The following is a 15967-nucleotide window of genomic DNA, read 5'->3' on the forward strand; positions in this document are numbered from 1 at the left end:
GGCTTCGGCCACCTGGCAGACAGTTCCTTCGAAGGCCCCGGCACCGGACCCACCCAGTCCGGGGCCCGGGGCCTTCGCTGCATTGGGCCTGGCGTGTGCCCCGTGCTGGTCAGGGCGCTGCCGCCAGGCCCGTCCCGGCGTCGGCCGGCGCGCGCCGGCGCCGGCTCAGCAGGATGAAGGGTGCTGCCAGCAGCTGCACTGCGCCACTCATGGCCAGGGATGCAGGGTAGCCGTAAAGGTCCGCGGCCCTGCCAAGCAGCGGCTGCACCACCACACCGCCGCTTGAGCCCATGAGCGAGGCGAAGCTGAGGACGGTGGCCCGCTGCTTGGAGGCGATCATGTCGTTGAGGTAGGCCTGGCGTACCGGGGTGCCGGCCGAAGCCACCACGGCCCAGAGGGCCAGGAGCACCAGCGCCAGCCAAAAGACGTTGGTTGCCAGCAGCACCACCAGGACCACCGAGCTGATGATGTTGGAGCCGATCAGCACGGTGGTGCGACGGTGGACCAGCTTCCGCACCAGCGGCGCCAGCCAGCCGCCCACAATGTCGGCCCCGGCGACAATGGCCGCGGCCAGGCCAGCGATGGCGTAGGCCCTCGGGTCGCCGAAAAGCTGCAGCAGGTAGGGCTGGAGGGCGTAGAAGACGTAAAACCCGACACCGTCGGTGAAGGGTGCGGCCAGCATCATGTACCTCACGGGCGGATTCCTCAGCCCGCCGTCGAGCGAAGCCCGCAGGACTGCGCGGGTGGCCTGCAGCGGGTGGGCCGAACGCTCGGGTGTGAACCCGACGTCGTGCATGAGGAGGAACGCAACTGCGAACATGGCTACCAGCACCGCGACGCGCAGCAGGAACGGCACGCCCAGGTTGGTGGCCTGCGCTATCACCCCGCCCGCCACCGAACCTCCCAGCATGGCGATGCCGGAAACCATCTGGCCGCGGCCCAGGACGGCTTCAAGGCTGCCCTCGTAACCGGTGAAGTGCAGCGCATCCACCAGCCAGGCCTCCACGGCCCCGGAGAAGAAGGTGAAGCCGAGCCCCAGCAGGGCCGAGACGGCCGCCCACCACCAAAACGGCGCCGACAACTGCCAGAGCAGGTAGTAGAGGAAGGTGGACCCGGCCAGGGTTACGGTCCCCAGCAGGAAGGACACCCGGCGCCCCCAACTGTCTGCGACCACCCCGGTGGGTACCTCGAAGAGCACCATTCCTGCCGTGAAGAACGCGTTCGCGGCGAACGCCTCAAAGTTGTTCAGCCCGGCGTCGAGCAGGAACAGCGTGTTGATGCCCCAGATGAAGGACGCCGCGAGGGTGTTGCCCAGCGTCAAGGTCAGGTAGACGTTTTGGATCTTTCGTGCTGCGGCGTTCACGGGTGCCGGCGTTCCTTGGCGATGGTCCTGCCCGGGCGGGATCAGGACGGGGTGAAATTAGATGGCACCGGCTCGTGGCGCAGGTACTGCCTGTGAAACCTCCCGGTACCGGCGGTCAGGGCCCGCAGTTCCACCGCGTAGCGCAGGAGTTCCTGGTCCGGAACTTCGGCGCTGATCTCGGTGAGGCCTTGGCCCGAGGAGTTGGTTCCGGTCAGGCGCCCCCGCCGGCCGGACAAGTCGCTCATCACCGTCCCCACATGTTCGTCGGACACCGTGATGGCCACCGCGGACACCGGTTCGAGGAGCTGGATCTTCCCCGCAGCCGCGGCTTCGCGCAGTGCCAGGGCTCCTGCCGACTGGAAGGCGGCATCGGATGAATCGACGCTGTGGGCCTTGCCGCCCACCACCGTCACCCGCAGGTCCACCACGGGGAAGCCCGCGGAGACGCCCCGCTCCATCTGCGCCCGGACGCCCTTTTCGATCGACGGGATGAACGTTCCCGGAATGACGCCGCCTACGGTCTTGTCCACGAACTCGAACCCGGCGCCGCGGTCCAGCGGCTCCACTTCGATGTCGCACACGGCGTACTGGCCGTGGCCGCCGGACTGTTTGACGTGGCGGCCGTGGCCTGTGGCGGGTGCCACGAAGGTTTCCCGCAGCGGCGTCACCACGTCCACGGTGTGGAGTTTCACGCCTTGCTCGCGCAGCCTGTCGAGAACCACCTCCGCATGCGCTTCACCCATGCACCACAGCACCAGCTGGTGCGTTTCGGCGTTCCGGTCCACCCGCAGGGTGGGATCGCCCGCCGCGATCCGGCCCAGGCTGCGGGCCAGTGCGTCCTCGTCACTGCGGGAGTCCGCTTCCACGGCAACCGGCAGCAGCGGCTCGGGCATTTCCCACGTGGCGAGCAACAGCGGTGTGTCCCGCGCGGAAATGGTGTCCCCGGTTTCGGCACTCCCCAGCTTGGCCACGGCGCACAGGTCCCCTGCCACGCAGTAGGGAACGGGGCGCAGGCTGGCACCCAACGGCGAGTAGATGTGGGTTACGCGTTCATCGGTGTCGTGGTCCTGGTGGCCCCGGTCGGCCAGGCCATGGCCACCCACATGAACGGGCGAGTCTTCACGCAGGGTCCCGGAGAAGACCCGCACCAGGCAGATGCGGCCCAGGAAGGGATCGTTGGATGTCCGCACCACCTCAGCCGCAAGCGGACCGGACGGATCACAGGACAAGGTTCCAGCCGGTTCCCCCGCCAGGTCCGTCAGGTCCGGCAGGTTGCGCTCCCCCGGCGGCGGGAAGGCACGGACCAGCAGTTCCAGCAGTTCGGCGGTGCCGAGGCCGGTGACGGCGGACGTGGGCAGCACGGGAAAAAATGAGCCGCGGGCGACGGCGGTTTCCAGGTCGGTTGCGAGCGCTGCGGGGTCGATGTCCTCACCGTCCAGGTAACGGTCCATGAGCGTCTCGTCTTCGCTTTCGGCGATGATTCCCTCGATCAGGCTGCCGCGGGCCGGTGCGGCAGCCGCGAGTTCGGCAGGGTCAGGCGGGCGGGTTGCGGGCGAGGCGTCCCCCGCCGAGTAGTCTGTGACCTCGCGGGACAGCAGGCCAAGCAACCCCGTGTCCGTCCCTTCCCCTTGCAACGGCACGCAGAGGGGCAGGACGGAGTCGCCGAACGCTTTCTGGCAGGCGGCCAGGGTGGCCTCGTAATCTGCGCGCGGATGGTCCATCCGCGTGATCACGACGGCGCGCGGCAGCGTGGCCTGCTCGCACTCGCCCCACAGGGCGGTGGTGGTTGCATCGATCCCGTCGACCGCGGAGACCACGAACAGGGCAGCATCCGACGCCCGCAGCCCGGCCCGCAGTTCCCCGATGAAGTCCGGGTAGCCCGGGGTGTCCATCAGGTTCACTTTGACGTCGTCCACCATCAGCGGCACCAGGGACAGCGTGACCGACCGCTGCTGGTGCACGGCAGCCGGGTCGGAGTCGCTGACCGTTGTTCCGTCCACGATGGAGCCTTTGCGGGTGATCATGCCGTTGGCAGCCAGCAGCGCCTCGATCAGCATCGTCTTCCCGGCACCGGAGTGCCCCACCAGGGCCACGTTCCGGATTCGGCCGGGGTCCGCGGCGGCAATGCCGGCGTTTTGATCGGCGCGGCGTGCATCGGGGCCGTTCTTGCCGCCTGCCGCCCGCACTGACTCCTTGGTGCTCTTCACCGACATGGGAACCTCCTGGCATCATTGCCGGCCGGACCGGACGTATCCTTTGATTCGACACCTTGGACGGCAGGACGGCAAGAGTGCAGGCTATTTGCTGCGGGCTTTGCGGGTGGCCTTGTTGTTCGCCTTTTGAAGTGCCTCCACCAGTTGGTGCTTGTCCATCTTCGAACGGCCCTTAACGTCCAGTTCCTTGGCCAGTTTGTAGAGGTGTTCCTTGGAGGCGTTGGCGTCAACGCCTCCGGCGGTGGGTTCGGATGAGCGGACGCCCTGCTCCGCGTGTTTGTCCGACGGACCGCGTTTGTCCTTGGGCTCCCAGTGGTCGCCCACCTTTTCGTAGCTGTGCTTCAGTGACGCGTACGCCGTGCGGGCCGCGCGCTCCTCGTCGTGGTCGTAGGACGCGAGGGCCGAATCGTAGGTCTTGGCGAACGTGTCCTGGGCTTTTCGGCCCGACCGCTGCAGGGTCGAGGGGAGTTCTTCCTTGCGGGCGTGGTCATTCTTGCCGGTCTTGGGCATGGCACCCATCCTCCTTTAGTCAGCAGGCTGATTATTGGGATGAATCCAGCTTAGTCCCGGAGCAACAAAAGGCCCCGGCCCGGGTTCCTGGAACCTCGAGCCGGGGCCTTCGCGCCGGAGCCCCCTGTCGGATTCGAACCGACGACCCCCGCTTTACAAGAGCGGTGCTCTGGCCAACTGAGCTAAGGAGGCGCGACCCCTGGGGGCCTGCGCCGTCAAGGCGCTAGATAAGGTTAGCCCAACTCCCGCCGGGCGTAAAAACGCCGGGCACCCTCGCACCGGACGCGGCAAGGGCCCGCCCCGGATACGTTCCGGAACGGGCCCTGTCGCGGGTTCTTTGCCTTAGCCCTTGGCGGCGATGGCTGCCTGCAGGAAATCCGGGAACGGAGTCTGGGCGCTGTCCCCCTTGCCCCACTGCTTGCCGTCAACAAAGACCGTCGGCGTCCCGCTGACCCCGATGGCCGAGGCTTCCTTCGTCGTGTACTTCACGTACGGGCGGTAGGTCTTGTCATCCACGCAGGAACCAATGTTGACGCCCATGTCGGAGGCCATCTTCTTCAAGTCGTTGTCCGAGAGGCCTGCACTGCCTTCCGCCGGCTGCTGGGCGTACAGGGCGTTGAAGTAGTCGGCGTACTTCTCCGGAGCGGTGTTGGCCACACAGGCTGCCGCATTGGCCGCGCGGGATGAGTAGTTGGTGGTGGACCGGCTGTCCAGGAAGCCCAGCGGCCGGTACTCCACGGTGATCTTGCCATCGTTCCGCAGGGACGTCAGCTGGTCGTTGTACTGCGTCTCGAAGTTCTTGCAGACGGGGCAGATGAAGTCGACGTAGAGGACCACCTTGACCGGCTTGCCGGCCTCCGCTTCCGCGCCCGGCGCAACCACCTCGGCCGGTGGCGTCTGCGGCGCATCGCCCAAGGAGTTGGCGTCCACCGTTGCCGGGTCGCTCTTGGCCACATCCGAGTTGGCAAGCAGGGTAACGCCGCCATGGATGTTGGCGTTTGCCGGCGTTGGCCCCTGATCCGCAATCGGGGCGTTCTGCTTCAGGCTGCTGGTGACCACCAGGGCCACCACCACCAGGATGGCCACCACAGCGGCGACAATGCCCCAGCCGATCAGCAGCTTGTTGCGCTTGTCCTTTTTTGCCTGTGCTTCACGGATCAGGCGCGCCTTTTCCCGCGCCTCCGCGGTTCGCTCAGCCTTGGACTTACGTACTTCGTTTGCGGGGCTCATGAATTCCTTGGGTCGGTCGACGAAGGGGGACCACTGGGTGGCACCCCCACATTTTAGGGGAGAAAACTGAGAGCTTGCGGTTTCAACCATTCCTTCGGGTTGACCAACGGACGAATAGCCCCGATGATTCCGTCCCGCTAGGGTGGCTTAGAGGCACAAGCAACCCCAGGGGGCCGCAATGCAAACACCCGTCCAGGAAAAACCCGCCGGCACGGCACATGCCGCCGGCTCCGATTCCAGCCACGCCGCGCACACGAAGTACGACTTCATGGTGGTCTCGAACAGGCTGCCGGTTGACCGGGTGGCGCCCGCCGATGGCGGTGACGGATCCGGCTGGCGACGGTCCCCCGGCGGCCTGGTGACCGCCCTCGCACCGATGATGACCAAGACGGACGGCGCCTGGGTGGGTTGGCACGGAGCACCTGACGAGACCGTCAAGCCCTTCAGCCATGGCGGGATGGACCTGGTCCCGGTCCAGCTCAGCACGGAGGATGTTGAGCTGTATTACGAGGGCTTCTCCAATGCCACCCTTTGGCCGCTGTACCACGACGTCATCGCCCCGCCGGAGTTCCACCGGGCATGGTGGGACGCCTACCGCAAGGTCAACCGGAGGTTCGCCGACGCTGTGGTGCGGCACGCGGACCACGGCGCAACCGTCTGGGTCCAGGACTACCAGTTGCAGCTGGTTCCGCGGATGCTGCGCGAGGCCCGGCCAGACCTCCGGATCGGGTTCTTCAACCACATCCCGTTCCCGCCGCCGGAGATCTTTGCCCAGCTCCCATGGCGGCATGCCATCATCGACGGCCTGCTCGGCGCAGATTTGGTGGGCTTCCAGCGCGTCAGTGACGCCGGAAACTTCATGCGGTCCGCCCGCAGGTTCCTCGGAGCCAGCGTCAAGCAGCAGCAGGTGCACGTCAAAGGCCAGGACGGCCAAATCACGCATATTGCGCGGGCGCAGGCCTTCCCCATTTCCATCGACGTCAAGCAGATCTCCGAGCTTGCCGCCAGGCCCGAAATCATCGAACGTGCACGGCAGATCCGGCAGGACCTGGGCAACCCCAAGACGATCCTGCTGGGTGTGGACAGGCTGGACTACACCAAGGGCATCCGCCACCGGCTGAAGGCCTTCGAGGAGCTCCTGGCAGACGGCCGGCTCACCGTTGGCGAGGCAACACTGATCCAGGTGGCCTCGCCCAGCCGGGAGCGCGTGGAACAGTACCGGCTCCTCCGCGAAGAAGTCGAAGGAACCGTTGGCCACATCAACGGCACCTACGACACCCTCGAAAACACCGCCGTCCGCTACCTGCACCACAGCTACCCGGTAGAGGAGATGGTGGCGCTGTATCTGGCCGCGGACGTCATGCTGGTCACCGCCCTGCGGGACGGGATGAACCTTGTTGCCAAGGAATACGTCACCGCCCGCAACAACAACGACGGCGCCCTGGTCCTGAGCGAATTCGCCGGCGCCGCGGACCAGCTCAAGCAGGCGCTCCTGATCAACCCGCACGATATCGCGGGCCTCAAGAACACCATCATGAACGCGGTGGAGCTGACCCCCCGGGAAGCGTCGCGGCGCATGCGGTCCATGCGACGCCAGATCCTGGACCACGACGTCGACCACTGGTCCGCGGACTTCCTGCGCGCGCTGAACGAAAAGGTGGTCCGCGATGACTCCTGAGGGCCACCGCGCCAGGAGGCCGCTGGCACTGACCCCCGAGCTGCGGGAAGCCTTGCGCCGGATCGCCGGAACCGGGCATTTGCTGGTTGCCATGGATTTCGACGGCACCATGGCGCCCATCGTGGACCGCGCGCAAGACGCGCGCCCGCTCCCGCGCTCGGCAGCAGCCTTTGCGGGCCTTGCCGTGCTTCCACGGACGACGACGGCACTCATCTCGGGCCGCGCCCTCGCAAGCCTGCGGCAGGTCGCGTCCCCGCCGGTGGACACCCTCCTCATCGGAAGCCACGGCGCCGAAGCGTGGCTGGGACCGGGTTCCACGGAGTTAGCACTGGAGGAGGACCAGAAAGCGCTTCTCGCCGAAGTCCGGGCGGTTCTGGCTGAGATCGTGGCCGAGGCTCCCGGAACTTCCCTGGAGGACAAGCCCGCCGGCGTCGTCCTGCACACCCGCCAGGCTGACGACGACGTCGCCGAGGACGCCGTGGCGGCCACGCGCGCATCGCTGCAGGACCGCAAGGGCGTCTTCCTGAAGGAGGGCAAGCGCGTCCTGGAGACGTCAGTGGTCAACGCCTCCAAGGGTGAAGGCGTCGCCTTCCTGCGGCAAGCCACCGGCGCAACCGCCGTCCTGTTCGCCGGCGACGACGTGACGGACGAGGACGCTTTCGCCCGGTTGGAGCCGGGCGACGTAGGGGTCAAGGTGGGCCTCGATTTCACCCAGGCCCAGTACCGGGTGGAAGCACCTGTGCACATCGCCGAACTGCTGGAGGTGCTGCTGCAGGAACGGAGCATCACCGTGGCCGAGGAAGATCCCGAGGCCGCCTCCGGCTAGGCAGTGACCAACGCCCCATGTGACGTTCGTAACATTTGCGCTAAAAGAGGACCATTCTGGCATACTCTTTTATGTGATGTGGCGCACAAACACCGTGCGGCGTCATTGGGTGCTCCGGGGCAAAGACCCGGAGCATTTTGCTGGAACACAATTGAATAAACATGAACCATTCACAACGGATCGTCCGGCACGTACCTGCCGGTGAAGGGATTGATAACTGTGGCTACAGTTACTTTTGATAACGCTACGCGTCTGTACCCGGGCACAGATAAGCCCGCCGTCGATAAGCTCAATATCGACATCGCCGATGGCGAATTCCTGGTCCTCGTTGGACCCTCCGGTTGCGGTAAGTCCACCTCGCTGCGCATGCTCGCAGGCCTCGAGGACGTCAACGCAGGCCGCATCCTGATCGGCGACCGTGATGTCACCGATGTTCCGCCGAAGGACCGCGATATCGCGATGGTCTTCCAGAACTACGCGCTGTACCCGCACATGACTGTGGCAGACAACATGGGCTTCGCCCTGAAGATCGCAGGCGTCTCCAAGGAAGAGCGCGCCGAGCGTGTCCGCGAAGCCGCCAAGCTTCTGGACCTGGAACAGTACCTGGACCGCAAGCCGAAGGCGCTCTCCGGTGGTCAGCGCCAGCGTGTTGCCATGGGCCGCGCCATCGTGCGTAACCCGCAGGTCTTCCTCATGGATGAGCCGCTGTCCAACCTGGATGCGAAGCTCCGTGTCCAGACCCGTACCCAGATCGCATCACTGACCCGCCGCCTGGGCGTCACCACCGTCTACGTGACCCACGACCAGGTCGAGGCCATGACCATGGGCGACCGCGTGGCAGTGCTGAAGGACGGGCTGCTGCAGCAGGTCGACACCCCGCGCAACCTCTACGACCGACCCAAGAACGTCTTCGTTGCCGGCTTCATCGGCTCCCCCGCCATGAACCTGCTGGAACTTCCGGTCGTCGACGGCGGCGTACAGTTCGGCGGCACCGTGTACCCCGTGCCGCGCGACGTCCTCGAAGAGGCGCACGGCTCCACCGTCACCTTGGGCTCCCGTCCCGAAGACCTTGAGACCGCTCCGCAGGGCGAAGGCCTGAAGGTTGAGGTCGACGTCGTCGAAGAGCTCGGTGCCGACGCCTACGTCTACGGACACACCACGCTTGACGGCAAGGACCACGACATCGTGGCCCGCGTCGACGGCCGCCGCCCTCCGATGAAGGGCGAGGTCATCTACGTCCGTCCGCAGTCCGGCCACGTGCACCTGTTCGACACGAAGACCGGCCTGCGCCTGGGCGACTAGTCCCCACCCACCGGTTCGCGTGGCCCAACCCACGCAACCGACGGCGGCCCGCACCCTTTCACAACGGTGCGGGCCGCCGTCGGGCTTTAACGAAGATTTATCGTCCTTGCCCTGCGTACGGAAGAATTGACCCATGACCGAGGAAAACAGCGCCCAGTGGCACGACGAACCCACCGACTACGCGCAGGTCGGTAAACTGCCGCGGTTCGTGGCCGCCAGTGCCGATGACAACAAGGCGGCCTCGGTGGCGTCGTCGCTGAACATCACGGCGGCGGCGGCAGACCCCGAACTGCTGGACCTGCCCTGGCATATCGCCTTGGAGGAATGGCCCGCCGAATACCTGGCAGCGCTCCCCCGCGGTATCTCCCGGCACATCGTGCGCTTCGCACACCTCGGCGGCTCGGTCATCGCCATCAAGGAGACGTCCGAGCACGTGGCCCGCCACGAGTACCACATGCTCCGCAAACTGGCACGGCTGGACGTACCCTGCGTGGAACCCGTGGCCGTGATTACCGGACGCACCACCCCGGACGGGCGCCCACTGAACCCGGTCCTGGTGACCCGGCACCTGAAATTCTCCATGCCGTACCGCGCACTCTTTTCGCAGATGCTGCGCAAGGACACCCTCACCCGCCTTATCGACGCCCAGGCGCTCCTGATGGTGCGGCTGCACCTGATCGGGTTCTACTGGGGCGACGTCTCGCTTTCCAACACCCTGTTCCGCCGCGATGCCGGCGCTTTCGCCGCCTATTTGGTGGATGCCGAGACGGGTGAGCTCTACCCGGACCTGTCCACCGGCCAGCGCGAATACGATCTCGAAATCGCCAGGGTAAACATCGCCGGTGAACTGATGGACCTGCTGGACGGCGGGCTGATCGAGGAGAAGGTGGACCCGGTCGCCACCAGTGAGCTGATCATGGACAGCTACCGGCGGCTGTGGGCGGAACTGACGGAGAAGGAATCCTTCGAGCTCGGCGAACGCTGGCGGGTGGGGGCCCGGATCCGGCGCCTGAACGAACTCGGCTTCGACGTCGAGGAATACGCGATCAAGACCACGCAGAACGGTGCCACCATCCAGCTGCAGCCCAAAGTGGTCGACGCCGGGCACCACCAGCGCCGGCTGTTGCGGCTTACCGGCCTGGATGCCCAGGAGAACCAGGCCCGCCGGCTGCTCAACGACATGGACTCCTTCCGGGCGGACAACAACCCGGAGATGGACGAGGAATACAGCGCCCACCTCTGGGTGAGCCAGGTCTTCGAGCCCATTGTCCGTTCCATACCGCGCGATCTTTCCGGCAAGCTGGAGCACGCCGAAGTAGTCCATGAAGTCCTGGAACACCGCTGGTACATGTCCGAAAAGCAGGAACGCCACATCCCCCTGGCCGAGGCCGTGCAGTCCTACATCGACTCGATCCTCCGGCACCGGCGGGACGAGGCCGCGATCATGCTGAACCCGGATACCGAGATGCTTAAGATCCTTGACGTGGAGAGCGAGGAATCCCGCTACGGTGCCGATGAATCCGAGGATGACTACCCGGACGCGGACGACTGAACCCTAGATCGCCTTACCGGGGTTGAGGATTCCCGCGGGATCGAACAAGTCCTTGATCCTGCGCTGCAGCTCCCGGACCGGCTCGGGCTGCTCCTGGCCCAGCCAGCGCAGCTTGTACTGGCCCACGCCGTGTTCCCCGGTGATGGTGCCGCCCATCGCCAACGCCGCCGTGATGGACTCATCCAGGGCCGCCTGGAGGCGTCCCATAGCATCGTCATCAACATTGGTGCCCTGCCGATCGATCCAGAAAGTGGGGTGCAGGTTGCCGTCACCGGCGTGCGCCACCACCTTGAGATGCACCCGCTGGATCGCGGCCAGCGCCTCAAGCGCCGCGATGTAGTCCACCAGCCGCGACCGCGGCACGGCGACGTCTTCGCCCACCCGGTATTCGTCGTCCACTTCGGTGCCCCTGCTGTGCCGTCGCAGTTCCACCAGCCGTTCCGCTTCGGCGCTTGCTTCAGTGGTGACCGTAGCGCCGCCTGCCTTGAGGACCTGGCGAACCACGTCGGCTTCGGCGGCAGCACCAAACCCGTCTGTCTGTACCAGGAGCAGGGACTTTCCCCGGGCCGTGAGGTCCGATCCGTGGATGTCGTCAAGCTGGGCGAGAGTGCCGCCGTCGAGCAGCTCCATGATGGCGGGCTGGACGCGCGCTTTGCCCACGGCCAGGACCCCCGCGGCGGCGAGCCTGAAGTCCGGGTAGAACGCCGCGACGGTGTGGACCTCCCGGGGCAGGTACTTCAACCGCACCGTGACGCCGACCACGATGCCGAGTGTTCCTTCGGATCCCACGAAGAGGCCCGTAAGGTCGTAGCCCGCCACACCCTTGAAGGTTTGGTGGCCGGTGTGGATCAGGGAGCCGTCAGCCAGGACGACGTCCAGGGCCAGAACCGAGTCCCTGGTGACCCCGTACTTGGCGCAGCGCAGCCCACCGGCATTGGTGGCCACGTTGCCGCCGATGGTGGAGCTCCGGAAACTCGCGGGGTCGGGGGCGAACATAAGGCCGTGCACCGCGGCGGCCTCGTTGAGGACGGCATTGACCACACCCGGTTCCACCACGGCCGTTTCGTCGTCCGGGTTCAGGGCAAGGATCCGGTCCATCCGCTCCATCGAGAGGATGATGCAGTTCCTGGTGGCATGGGCCCCGCCGGACACTCCCGTACCGGCGCCGCGGGGTACGATCGCCACTCCCCTGGCCGCGCAGGCCCGCACGACTGCCCGGACATCGGCCACCGACTCCGGGAACACGACGGCCAGGGGAAGCTGGAAGTCGATGACGGGCGCCTGGTCGATGGCGTACTTGCGGAGCGCGGCCTCGCCGATATCCAGCTGTCCTGGCGCCAACATGGTTTCCAGCTCGTCAACGATACTTCCCACAAAGCCTCCACCCGTCGTCGGACACATCCACCAAGTCTAGGCGCCGTCCGCCGGGCCGTCCTGGCTTTGCCGGGTCTGCAATCGCTTCCATAGCCTTGGCATGTTACGCGACCCAACGCCCCTGAACAGCATGTTTGTCAGCTATGGAAGCGTTTTCATTTATACCGCCTCCGGCCGTTATGCTGTCTGTCATGTCTGTCGAAACTGTGACCCAGGACACTGCGAGCATTGCCGGTCCTTTGACGCTTATCCACGCCGCTGATGCCCTCCCCGGCTGGTGGCGGTCCGCTGTGATCTACCAGGTATATCCCCGTTCGTTCCGTGATTTGAACGGCGACGGCGTAGGAGACCTGGCGGGAATCACCGAGGAACTGCCGCATTTGGCGGACCTGGGAGTCGACGCCGTCTGGCTCTCGCCCTTCTACCGGTCACCGCAGCGCGACGCAGGGTACGACGTCAGCGACTACTGCGATGTGGACCCGATCTTCGGCACCCTGGGCGACTTCGACGTCATGATGGCAGAATCACACCGCCTCGGGCTGCGGGTCATCGTGGACCTGGTACCCAACCACTGCTCGGCCCAGCACCCGGCCTTCCAGGCAGCCGTTGCAGCGCCCGCCGGGAGCCCAGAGCGGGCAATGTTCATCTTCCGTGACGGGACCGGCCCCGGTGGCCAGGAGCCGCCGAACAACTGGCAGTCCCACTTCGGCGGTCCTGCCTGGACCCGCGTGACGGGACCGGACGGCGAGCCCGGCCAGTGGTACCTGCACCTCTTCGACTCCTCCCAGCCGGACTTCAACTGGGACAACCCGGCGGTCCATGCAGAGTTCGAGCGGGTACTCCGGTTCTGGCTGGACCGGGGCGTCTCCGGCTTCCGGGTGGACGTGGCCCACGCGTTGGTCAAGGCACCGGGCCTGCCTGCGTGGGGCGGCCGCGCCGACGGCGGCAGCAGCGACGGCTACCCCGGCCACGAGGCACCCATGTTCGGGCAACCCGGCGTCCATGACATCTACCGGAAGTGGCGGCTGATCCTGGACGAATACGGCCCGGACCGGATTCTGTGTGCCGAGGCGAGCGTGGACCTCCACCGGCTGGCCCACTGGGTCCGGCCCGACGAGATGCACCAGGCATTCAACTTCCCCTACCTCCATGCCGGACTGGATGTGTACCGGCTGCGGTCGGTCATCACGGACTCCCTGACAGTCCTTGACGGCGTAGGCGCTCCGAGCACGTGGGTGCTCTCCAACCACGATGTGGTCCGGCATGCCAGCCGATTTGGTTATAACGGCCACGGCCCGCGGGACGGCGACGGCATTGGTGCCGGCGATCCCCAGCCGGATGAGGACCTGGGCCGGCGCCGCGCAGCGGCCGCTTCCCTGTTCATGCTGGGACTGCCCGGCGCTGCCTACCTGTACCAGGGTGAAGAGCTGGGGCTGCCTGACGGCATTGACATCCCCGGGCACCTGCGGCAGGACCCGACGTTCGCCCGTACCGGCGGCCAACGCCTTGGCCGCGACGGCTGCCGGGTGCCGCTGCCGTGGCGGGCCGAAGACCGTCATCTGGGATTTGGTTCCGGGAACGATCCCTGGCTGCCGATTCCGCCGTCTTTCGCGGAGCTCGCCCGGGACGTGCAGGCGGTATCACCCTCGTCGCACCTTGCCCTGTACCGTGAAGCCCTGGCGCGGCGCCGCGAACTGGACCTGGGCCGGGGATCCCTGTCCTGGGCCGAGGACTGGTGCACCGGATCCTCACTCGGCTACATGAACGGCACTACGCTGGTGCTTATGAACCTGAACCATGAGCCGCTGGACATGCCAGCCGGCCACGTACTCCTCCGCAGCCTGCCGGCAGCCACGGGCCACACCCTCGCCTCCGGAGAGACAGCATGGCTGCAGCTTGGGCCTGACGCCACGGCGGACTGACATTGGCGGGCATCAAAGAAGTTGCCAGCCGGGCCGGCTTGTCCGTGGCCACCGTTTCGCGGGCGTTGAGCGGCAAGTCCAACGTGTCGTCGAAAAGCCGCCGCCTGGCACAGGAGGCAGCCAAGGAGTTGGGTTTCGTTCCGTCGTACCACGCTTCGAGCCTGGCTTCGGGGCGCAACCGCAACATTGGGCTGGTGGTGCCCAACGTCCAGCGCTGGTATTTCTCGTCAGTACTCGAAGGGGTCTCGGAAACCCTCCTGGATGCCGGGTACGACCTCACCCTTTACAACGTGGGTGAGCTGCCTGAGCGGCGCAGCAGCATCCTTAACGATTTCTTGCTCCGTAAACGCCTGGACGCCGTCATCGCGGTTGCGTTGGTCCTGCGTGAGGATGAGATCGGCCAACTGCTGGCGGTACATCGTCCCATCGTGGGCATCGGCGGTGTCCTGCGGGGAGCCTCAACTATCAGGATCGACGACGAAGGCCTTGCCAGGCGTGCTACTGGCCACCTGATCCGGCTTGGCCACACCCGGATTGCGCACATCACCGGAGACGCGGGGCTGAACCGCGACTTCAAGCTTCCGAAACTGCGACAGAAGGGCTTTGCTGCAGCCATGGCGGAGGCAGGCCTGGCGGTCCGGGACGAATGGGTGGTGAACGCGGACTTCACCATCCAGGGCGCGTACGCGGTGGGACGTCAGCTTCTGGGAACGACGGCGGAACGGCCCACCGCCGTTTTTGCTGCATCCGACGAGATGGCCATCGGCGTCATGCTCGCAGCACGCGACTTCGGCCTGCAGATCCCGCAGGATCTCTCGGTCGTAGGGATGGACGGACACGAGCTCAGCGAGACTTTTGGCCTCACCACCATCAGACAGGATCCGCGCGGACAAGGTAATTTGGCCGCTGCCACCGCGCTGGCGCTGCTGGAAGCCGGCAAGGATTCCGACGGCGGCCCGCCGGCTGGAGCAGTCCAGGACCAGGAGTACCCAACAGAGTTTCTAATCCGAACCAGCACGGCGGTACCGCCTCCCCCGTCCGGTCGCCTGAACGAGGACTAACCGGCCGGCCACGGATTAGTCGGCCGCGTCTGGGGCACCCATGAAGCGGGCGTACTTTTCGAGGATCACGGGCCATGCCTGCAGATAGTGTCCCCGTACGGCGGCAGGGTCCTCGGCGCCCTCCCACCCATCGTGGAACACCCGTACCTCTGTTCCCCCGTCAACGGCGCGAAAGGCCACCAGGACCTCCGTGGACCACATGGCAGTGGTGCCCGGGTGCCACGTGGCGTGGAAGGACAGCGGCGGCTGCCAGTCATCCAGCGTCCCCCAAATGCTGGTGCGTCCGTCGTCCGCAGTCTCGAGTATCAGGTTCTCTTCAAATTCGACATACGACCCTGCTCCGTAGACGCCATACGGCTCCAGCGGCCACCACAGGTGGGCGTGGTCAGTAAAACCGGCAAAGGCCCGCGCCACGGGTCCGGGAACTACAACCGCATTGACCACTGGATCCAATGGTTCAACGCCGGGCTGCCCATCTGCTTCGAAGGGGTCCTGGGCATGGCTGAAGATGCTGCTCATGGGGAACAACTCTACCCGCGGGCGGCCGCCCGATATTAGCGGGCCGTTTCCCAGGCTCGTTGGCCCGTGGGGCCTGTTCGGCTGGTGGTTGTTTTAAATGTGGGAGGCCCCAACCGTGTGGTTGGGGCCTCGACCAATGTGTGTCCGGCGGTGTCCTACTCTCCCACACCCTCCCGGGTGCAGTACCATCGGCGCTGTGGGTCTTAGCTTCCGGGTTCGGAATGGGACCGGGCGTTTCCCCCACGCTATGACCGCCGTAACCCTTGTACCCGTCACCAACCCCGGGGGGGTGGTGTGGGAAAACTGTGGTTACAACATTGTGGTGTTGTTATTCAGTTGTTGGTTCGTGCAACCATCCCCTGTGACGGGGTTGTTGGTTGGGAACCACATAGTGGACGCAAGCAGATGTTGTATGTA

General features: G+C 65.9%; 12 protein-coding genes, 1 tRNA gene and 1 rRNA gene. 6 read left to right on the forward strand and 8 right to left on the reverse strand.

Annotated elements, in window-relative coordinates; translation table 11 throughout:
* Nucleotides 1-109 precede the first annotated feature (109 nt).
* The 5 genes from QF050_RS20225 to QF050_RS20245 all read right to left on the reverse strand — a co-directional run bounded on the left by QF050_RS20225 (nt 110) and on the right by QF050_RS20245 (nt 5316).
* Nucleotides 110-1363: an MFS transporter gene (locus tag QF050_RS20225; RefSeq protein WP_308932048.1), complete on the reverse strand. Its 1254-nt coding sequence runs from the start codon at nt 1361-1363 to the stop codon at nt 110-112.
* A 41-nt stretch (nt 1364-1404) separates the two neighbouring features.
* Nucleotides 1405-3576 carry an elongation factor G-like protein EF-G2 gene (locus QF050_RS20230; RefSeq protein ID WP_308932049.1) on the reverse strand — a complete coding sequence of 724 codons (2172 nt, stop codon included), beginning with the start codon at nt 3574-3576 and terminating at the stop codon, nt 1405-1407.
* Nucleotides 3577-3660: 84 nt separating this feature from the next.
* Nucleotides 3661-4086 carry a ChaB family protein gene (locus tag QF050_RS20235; RefSeq protein WP_308932050.1) on the reverse strand — a complete coding sequence of 142 codons (426 nt, stop codon included), beginning with the start codon at nt 4084-4086 and terminating at the stop codon, nt 3661-3663.
* 118 nt (nt 4087-4204) lie between these two features.
* Nucleotides 4205-4278: transfer RNA gene (locus QF050_RS20240), tRNA-Thr, on the reverse strand.
* A gap of 150 nt (nt 4279-4428) precedes the next feature.
* Nucleotides 4429-5316 (reverse strand): thioredoxin domain-containing protein, encoded by an 888-nt coding sequence (locus tag QF050_RS20245; RefSeq protein WP_308932051.1) that lies wholly within the window; start codon nt 5314-5316, stop codon nt 4429-4431.
* Between the two features lie 178 nt (nt 5317-5494).
* Here QF050_RS20245 and QF050_RS20250 point away from each other — a divergent pair, with 178 nt between their 5' ends.
* The 4 genes from QF050_RS20250 (at nt 5495) to QF050_RS20265 (ending at nt 10674) form a co-directional block, all read left to right on the forward strand.
* The gene (locus QF050_RS20250) at nt 5495-6994 is read left to right on the forward strand and encodes a trehalose-6-phosphate synthase (protein WP_308932052.1); all 1500 of its coding nucleotides are present in this window, start codon (nt 5495-5497) and stop codon (nt 6992-6994) included.
* Nucleotides 6984-7820: a trehalose-phosphatase gene (otsB, locus tag QF050_RS20255; RefSeq protein WP_308932053.1), complete on the forward strand. Its 837-nt coding sequence runs from the start codon at nt 6984-6986 to the stop codon at nt 7818-7820. The genes QF050_RS20250 and otsB overlap by 11 nt, the downstream gene beginning before the upstream one ends.
* Nucleotides 7821-8039: 219 nt before the next feature.
* Nucleotides 8040-9122 (forward strand): ABC transporter ATP-binding protein, encoded by a 1083-nt coding sequence (locus QF050_RS20260; RefSeq protein WP_018762103.1) that lies wholly within the window; start codon nt 8040-8042, stop codon nt 9120-9122.
* Nucleotides 9123-9255: 133 nt separating this feature from the next.
* Entirely contained in the window at nt 9256-10674 is a 1419-nt protein-coding gene (locus QF050_RS20265; RefSeq protein WP_308932054.1) for a DUF4032 domain-containing protein, read from the forward strand.
* Between the two features lie 3 nt (nt 10675-10677).
* On the opposite strand, the gene QF050_RS20270 is transcribed toward QF050_RS20265, so the two are convergent.
* The gene (locus QF050_RS20270; protein WP_374121554.1) at nt 10678-12048 is read right to left on the reverse strand and encodes an FAD-binding oxidoreductase; all 1371 of its coding nucleotides are present in this window, start codon (nt 12046-12048) and stop codon (nt 10678-10680) included.
* A gap of 179 nt (nt 12049-12227) precedes the next feature.
* Here QF050_RS20270 and QF050_RS20275 point away from each other — a divergent pair, with 179 nt between their 5' ends.
* Nucleotides 12228-13970, forward strand: coding sequence for a glycoside hydrolase family 13 protein (locus QF050_RS20275; RefSeq protein WP_374121555.1), 1743 nt, complete (start codon nt 12228-12230; stop codon nt 13968-13970).
* A gap of 2 nt (nt 13971-13972) precedes the next feature.
* On the forward strand, nt 13973-15031 hold the full coding sequence (locus tag QF050_RS20280) for a LacI family DNA-binding transcriptional regulator (protein WP_308932056.1): 1059 nt from the start codon (nt 13973-13975) through the stop codon (nt 15029-15031).
* Between the two features lie 15 nt (nt 15032-15046).
* Here QF050_RS20280 and QF050_RS20285 read toward each other — a convergent pair whose 3' ends face one another.
* Together QF050_RS20285 and rrf are read right to left on the reverse strand one after the other, a co-directional pair.
* A complete protein-coding gene (locus tag QF050_RS20285) occupies nt 15047-15550 on the reverse strand; it encodes a hypothetical protein (protein WP_308932057.1) in 504 nt (167 codons plus the stop codon).
* Between the two features lie 142 nt (nt 15551-15692).
* Nucleotides 15693-15809, reverse strand: a 5S ribosomal RNA gene (gene rrf / locus QF050_RS20290).
* Between the last annotated feature and the right edge of the window lie 158 nt (nt 15810-15967).

Origin of the sequence: Arthrobacter sp. SLBN-112, assembly GCF_030944625.1 — a bacterium.
In the GTDB taxonomy this organism is placed as follows: Bacteria; Actinomycetota; Actinomycetes; order Actinomycetales; family Micrococcaceae; genus Arthrobacter.

Coding starts and splice junctions, on each gene's coding strand:
- QF050_RS20275 (WP_374121555.1), top strand. CDS start 12,228: ATGCTGTCTGTCATGTCTGTCGAAACTGTGACCCAGGACACTGCGAGC.
- QF050_RS20285 (WP_308932057.1), bottom strand. CDS start 15,550: ATGAGCAGCATCTTCAGCCATGCCCAGGACCCCTTCGAAGCAGATGGG.
- QF050_RS20235 (WP_308932050.1), bottom strand. CDS start 4,086: ATGCCCAAGACCGGCAAGAATGACCACGCCCGCAAGGAAGAACTCCCC.
- QF050_RS20250 (WP_308932052.1), top strand. CDS start 5,495: ATGCAAACACCCGTCCAGGAAAAACCCGCCGGCACGGCACATGCCGCC.
- QF050_RS20245 (WP_308932051.1), bottom strand. CDS start 5,316: ATGAGCCCCGCAAACGAAGTACGTAAGTCCAAGGCTGAGCGAACCGCG.
- QF050_RS20230 (WP_308932049.1), bottom strand. CDS start 3,576: ATGTCGGTGAAGAGCACCAAGGAGTCAGTGCGGGCGGCAGGCGGCAAG.
- QF050_RS20265 (WP_308932054.1), top strand. CDS start 9,256: ATGACCGAGGAAAACAGCGCCCAGTGGCACGACGAACCCACCGACTAC.
- otsB (WP_308932053.1), top strand. CDS start 6,984: ATGACTCCTGAGGGCCACCGCGCCAGGAGGCCGCTGGCACTGACCCCC.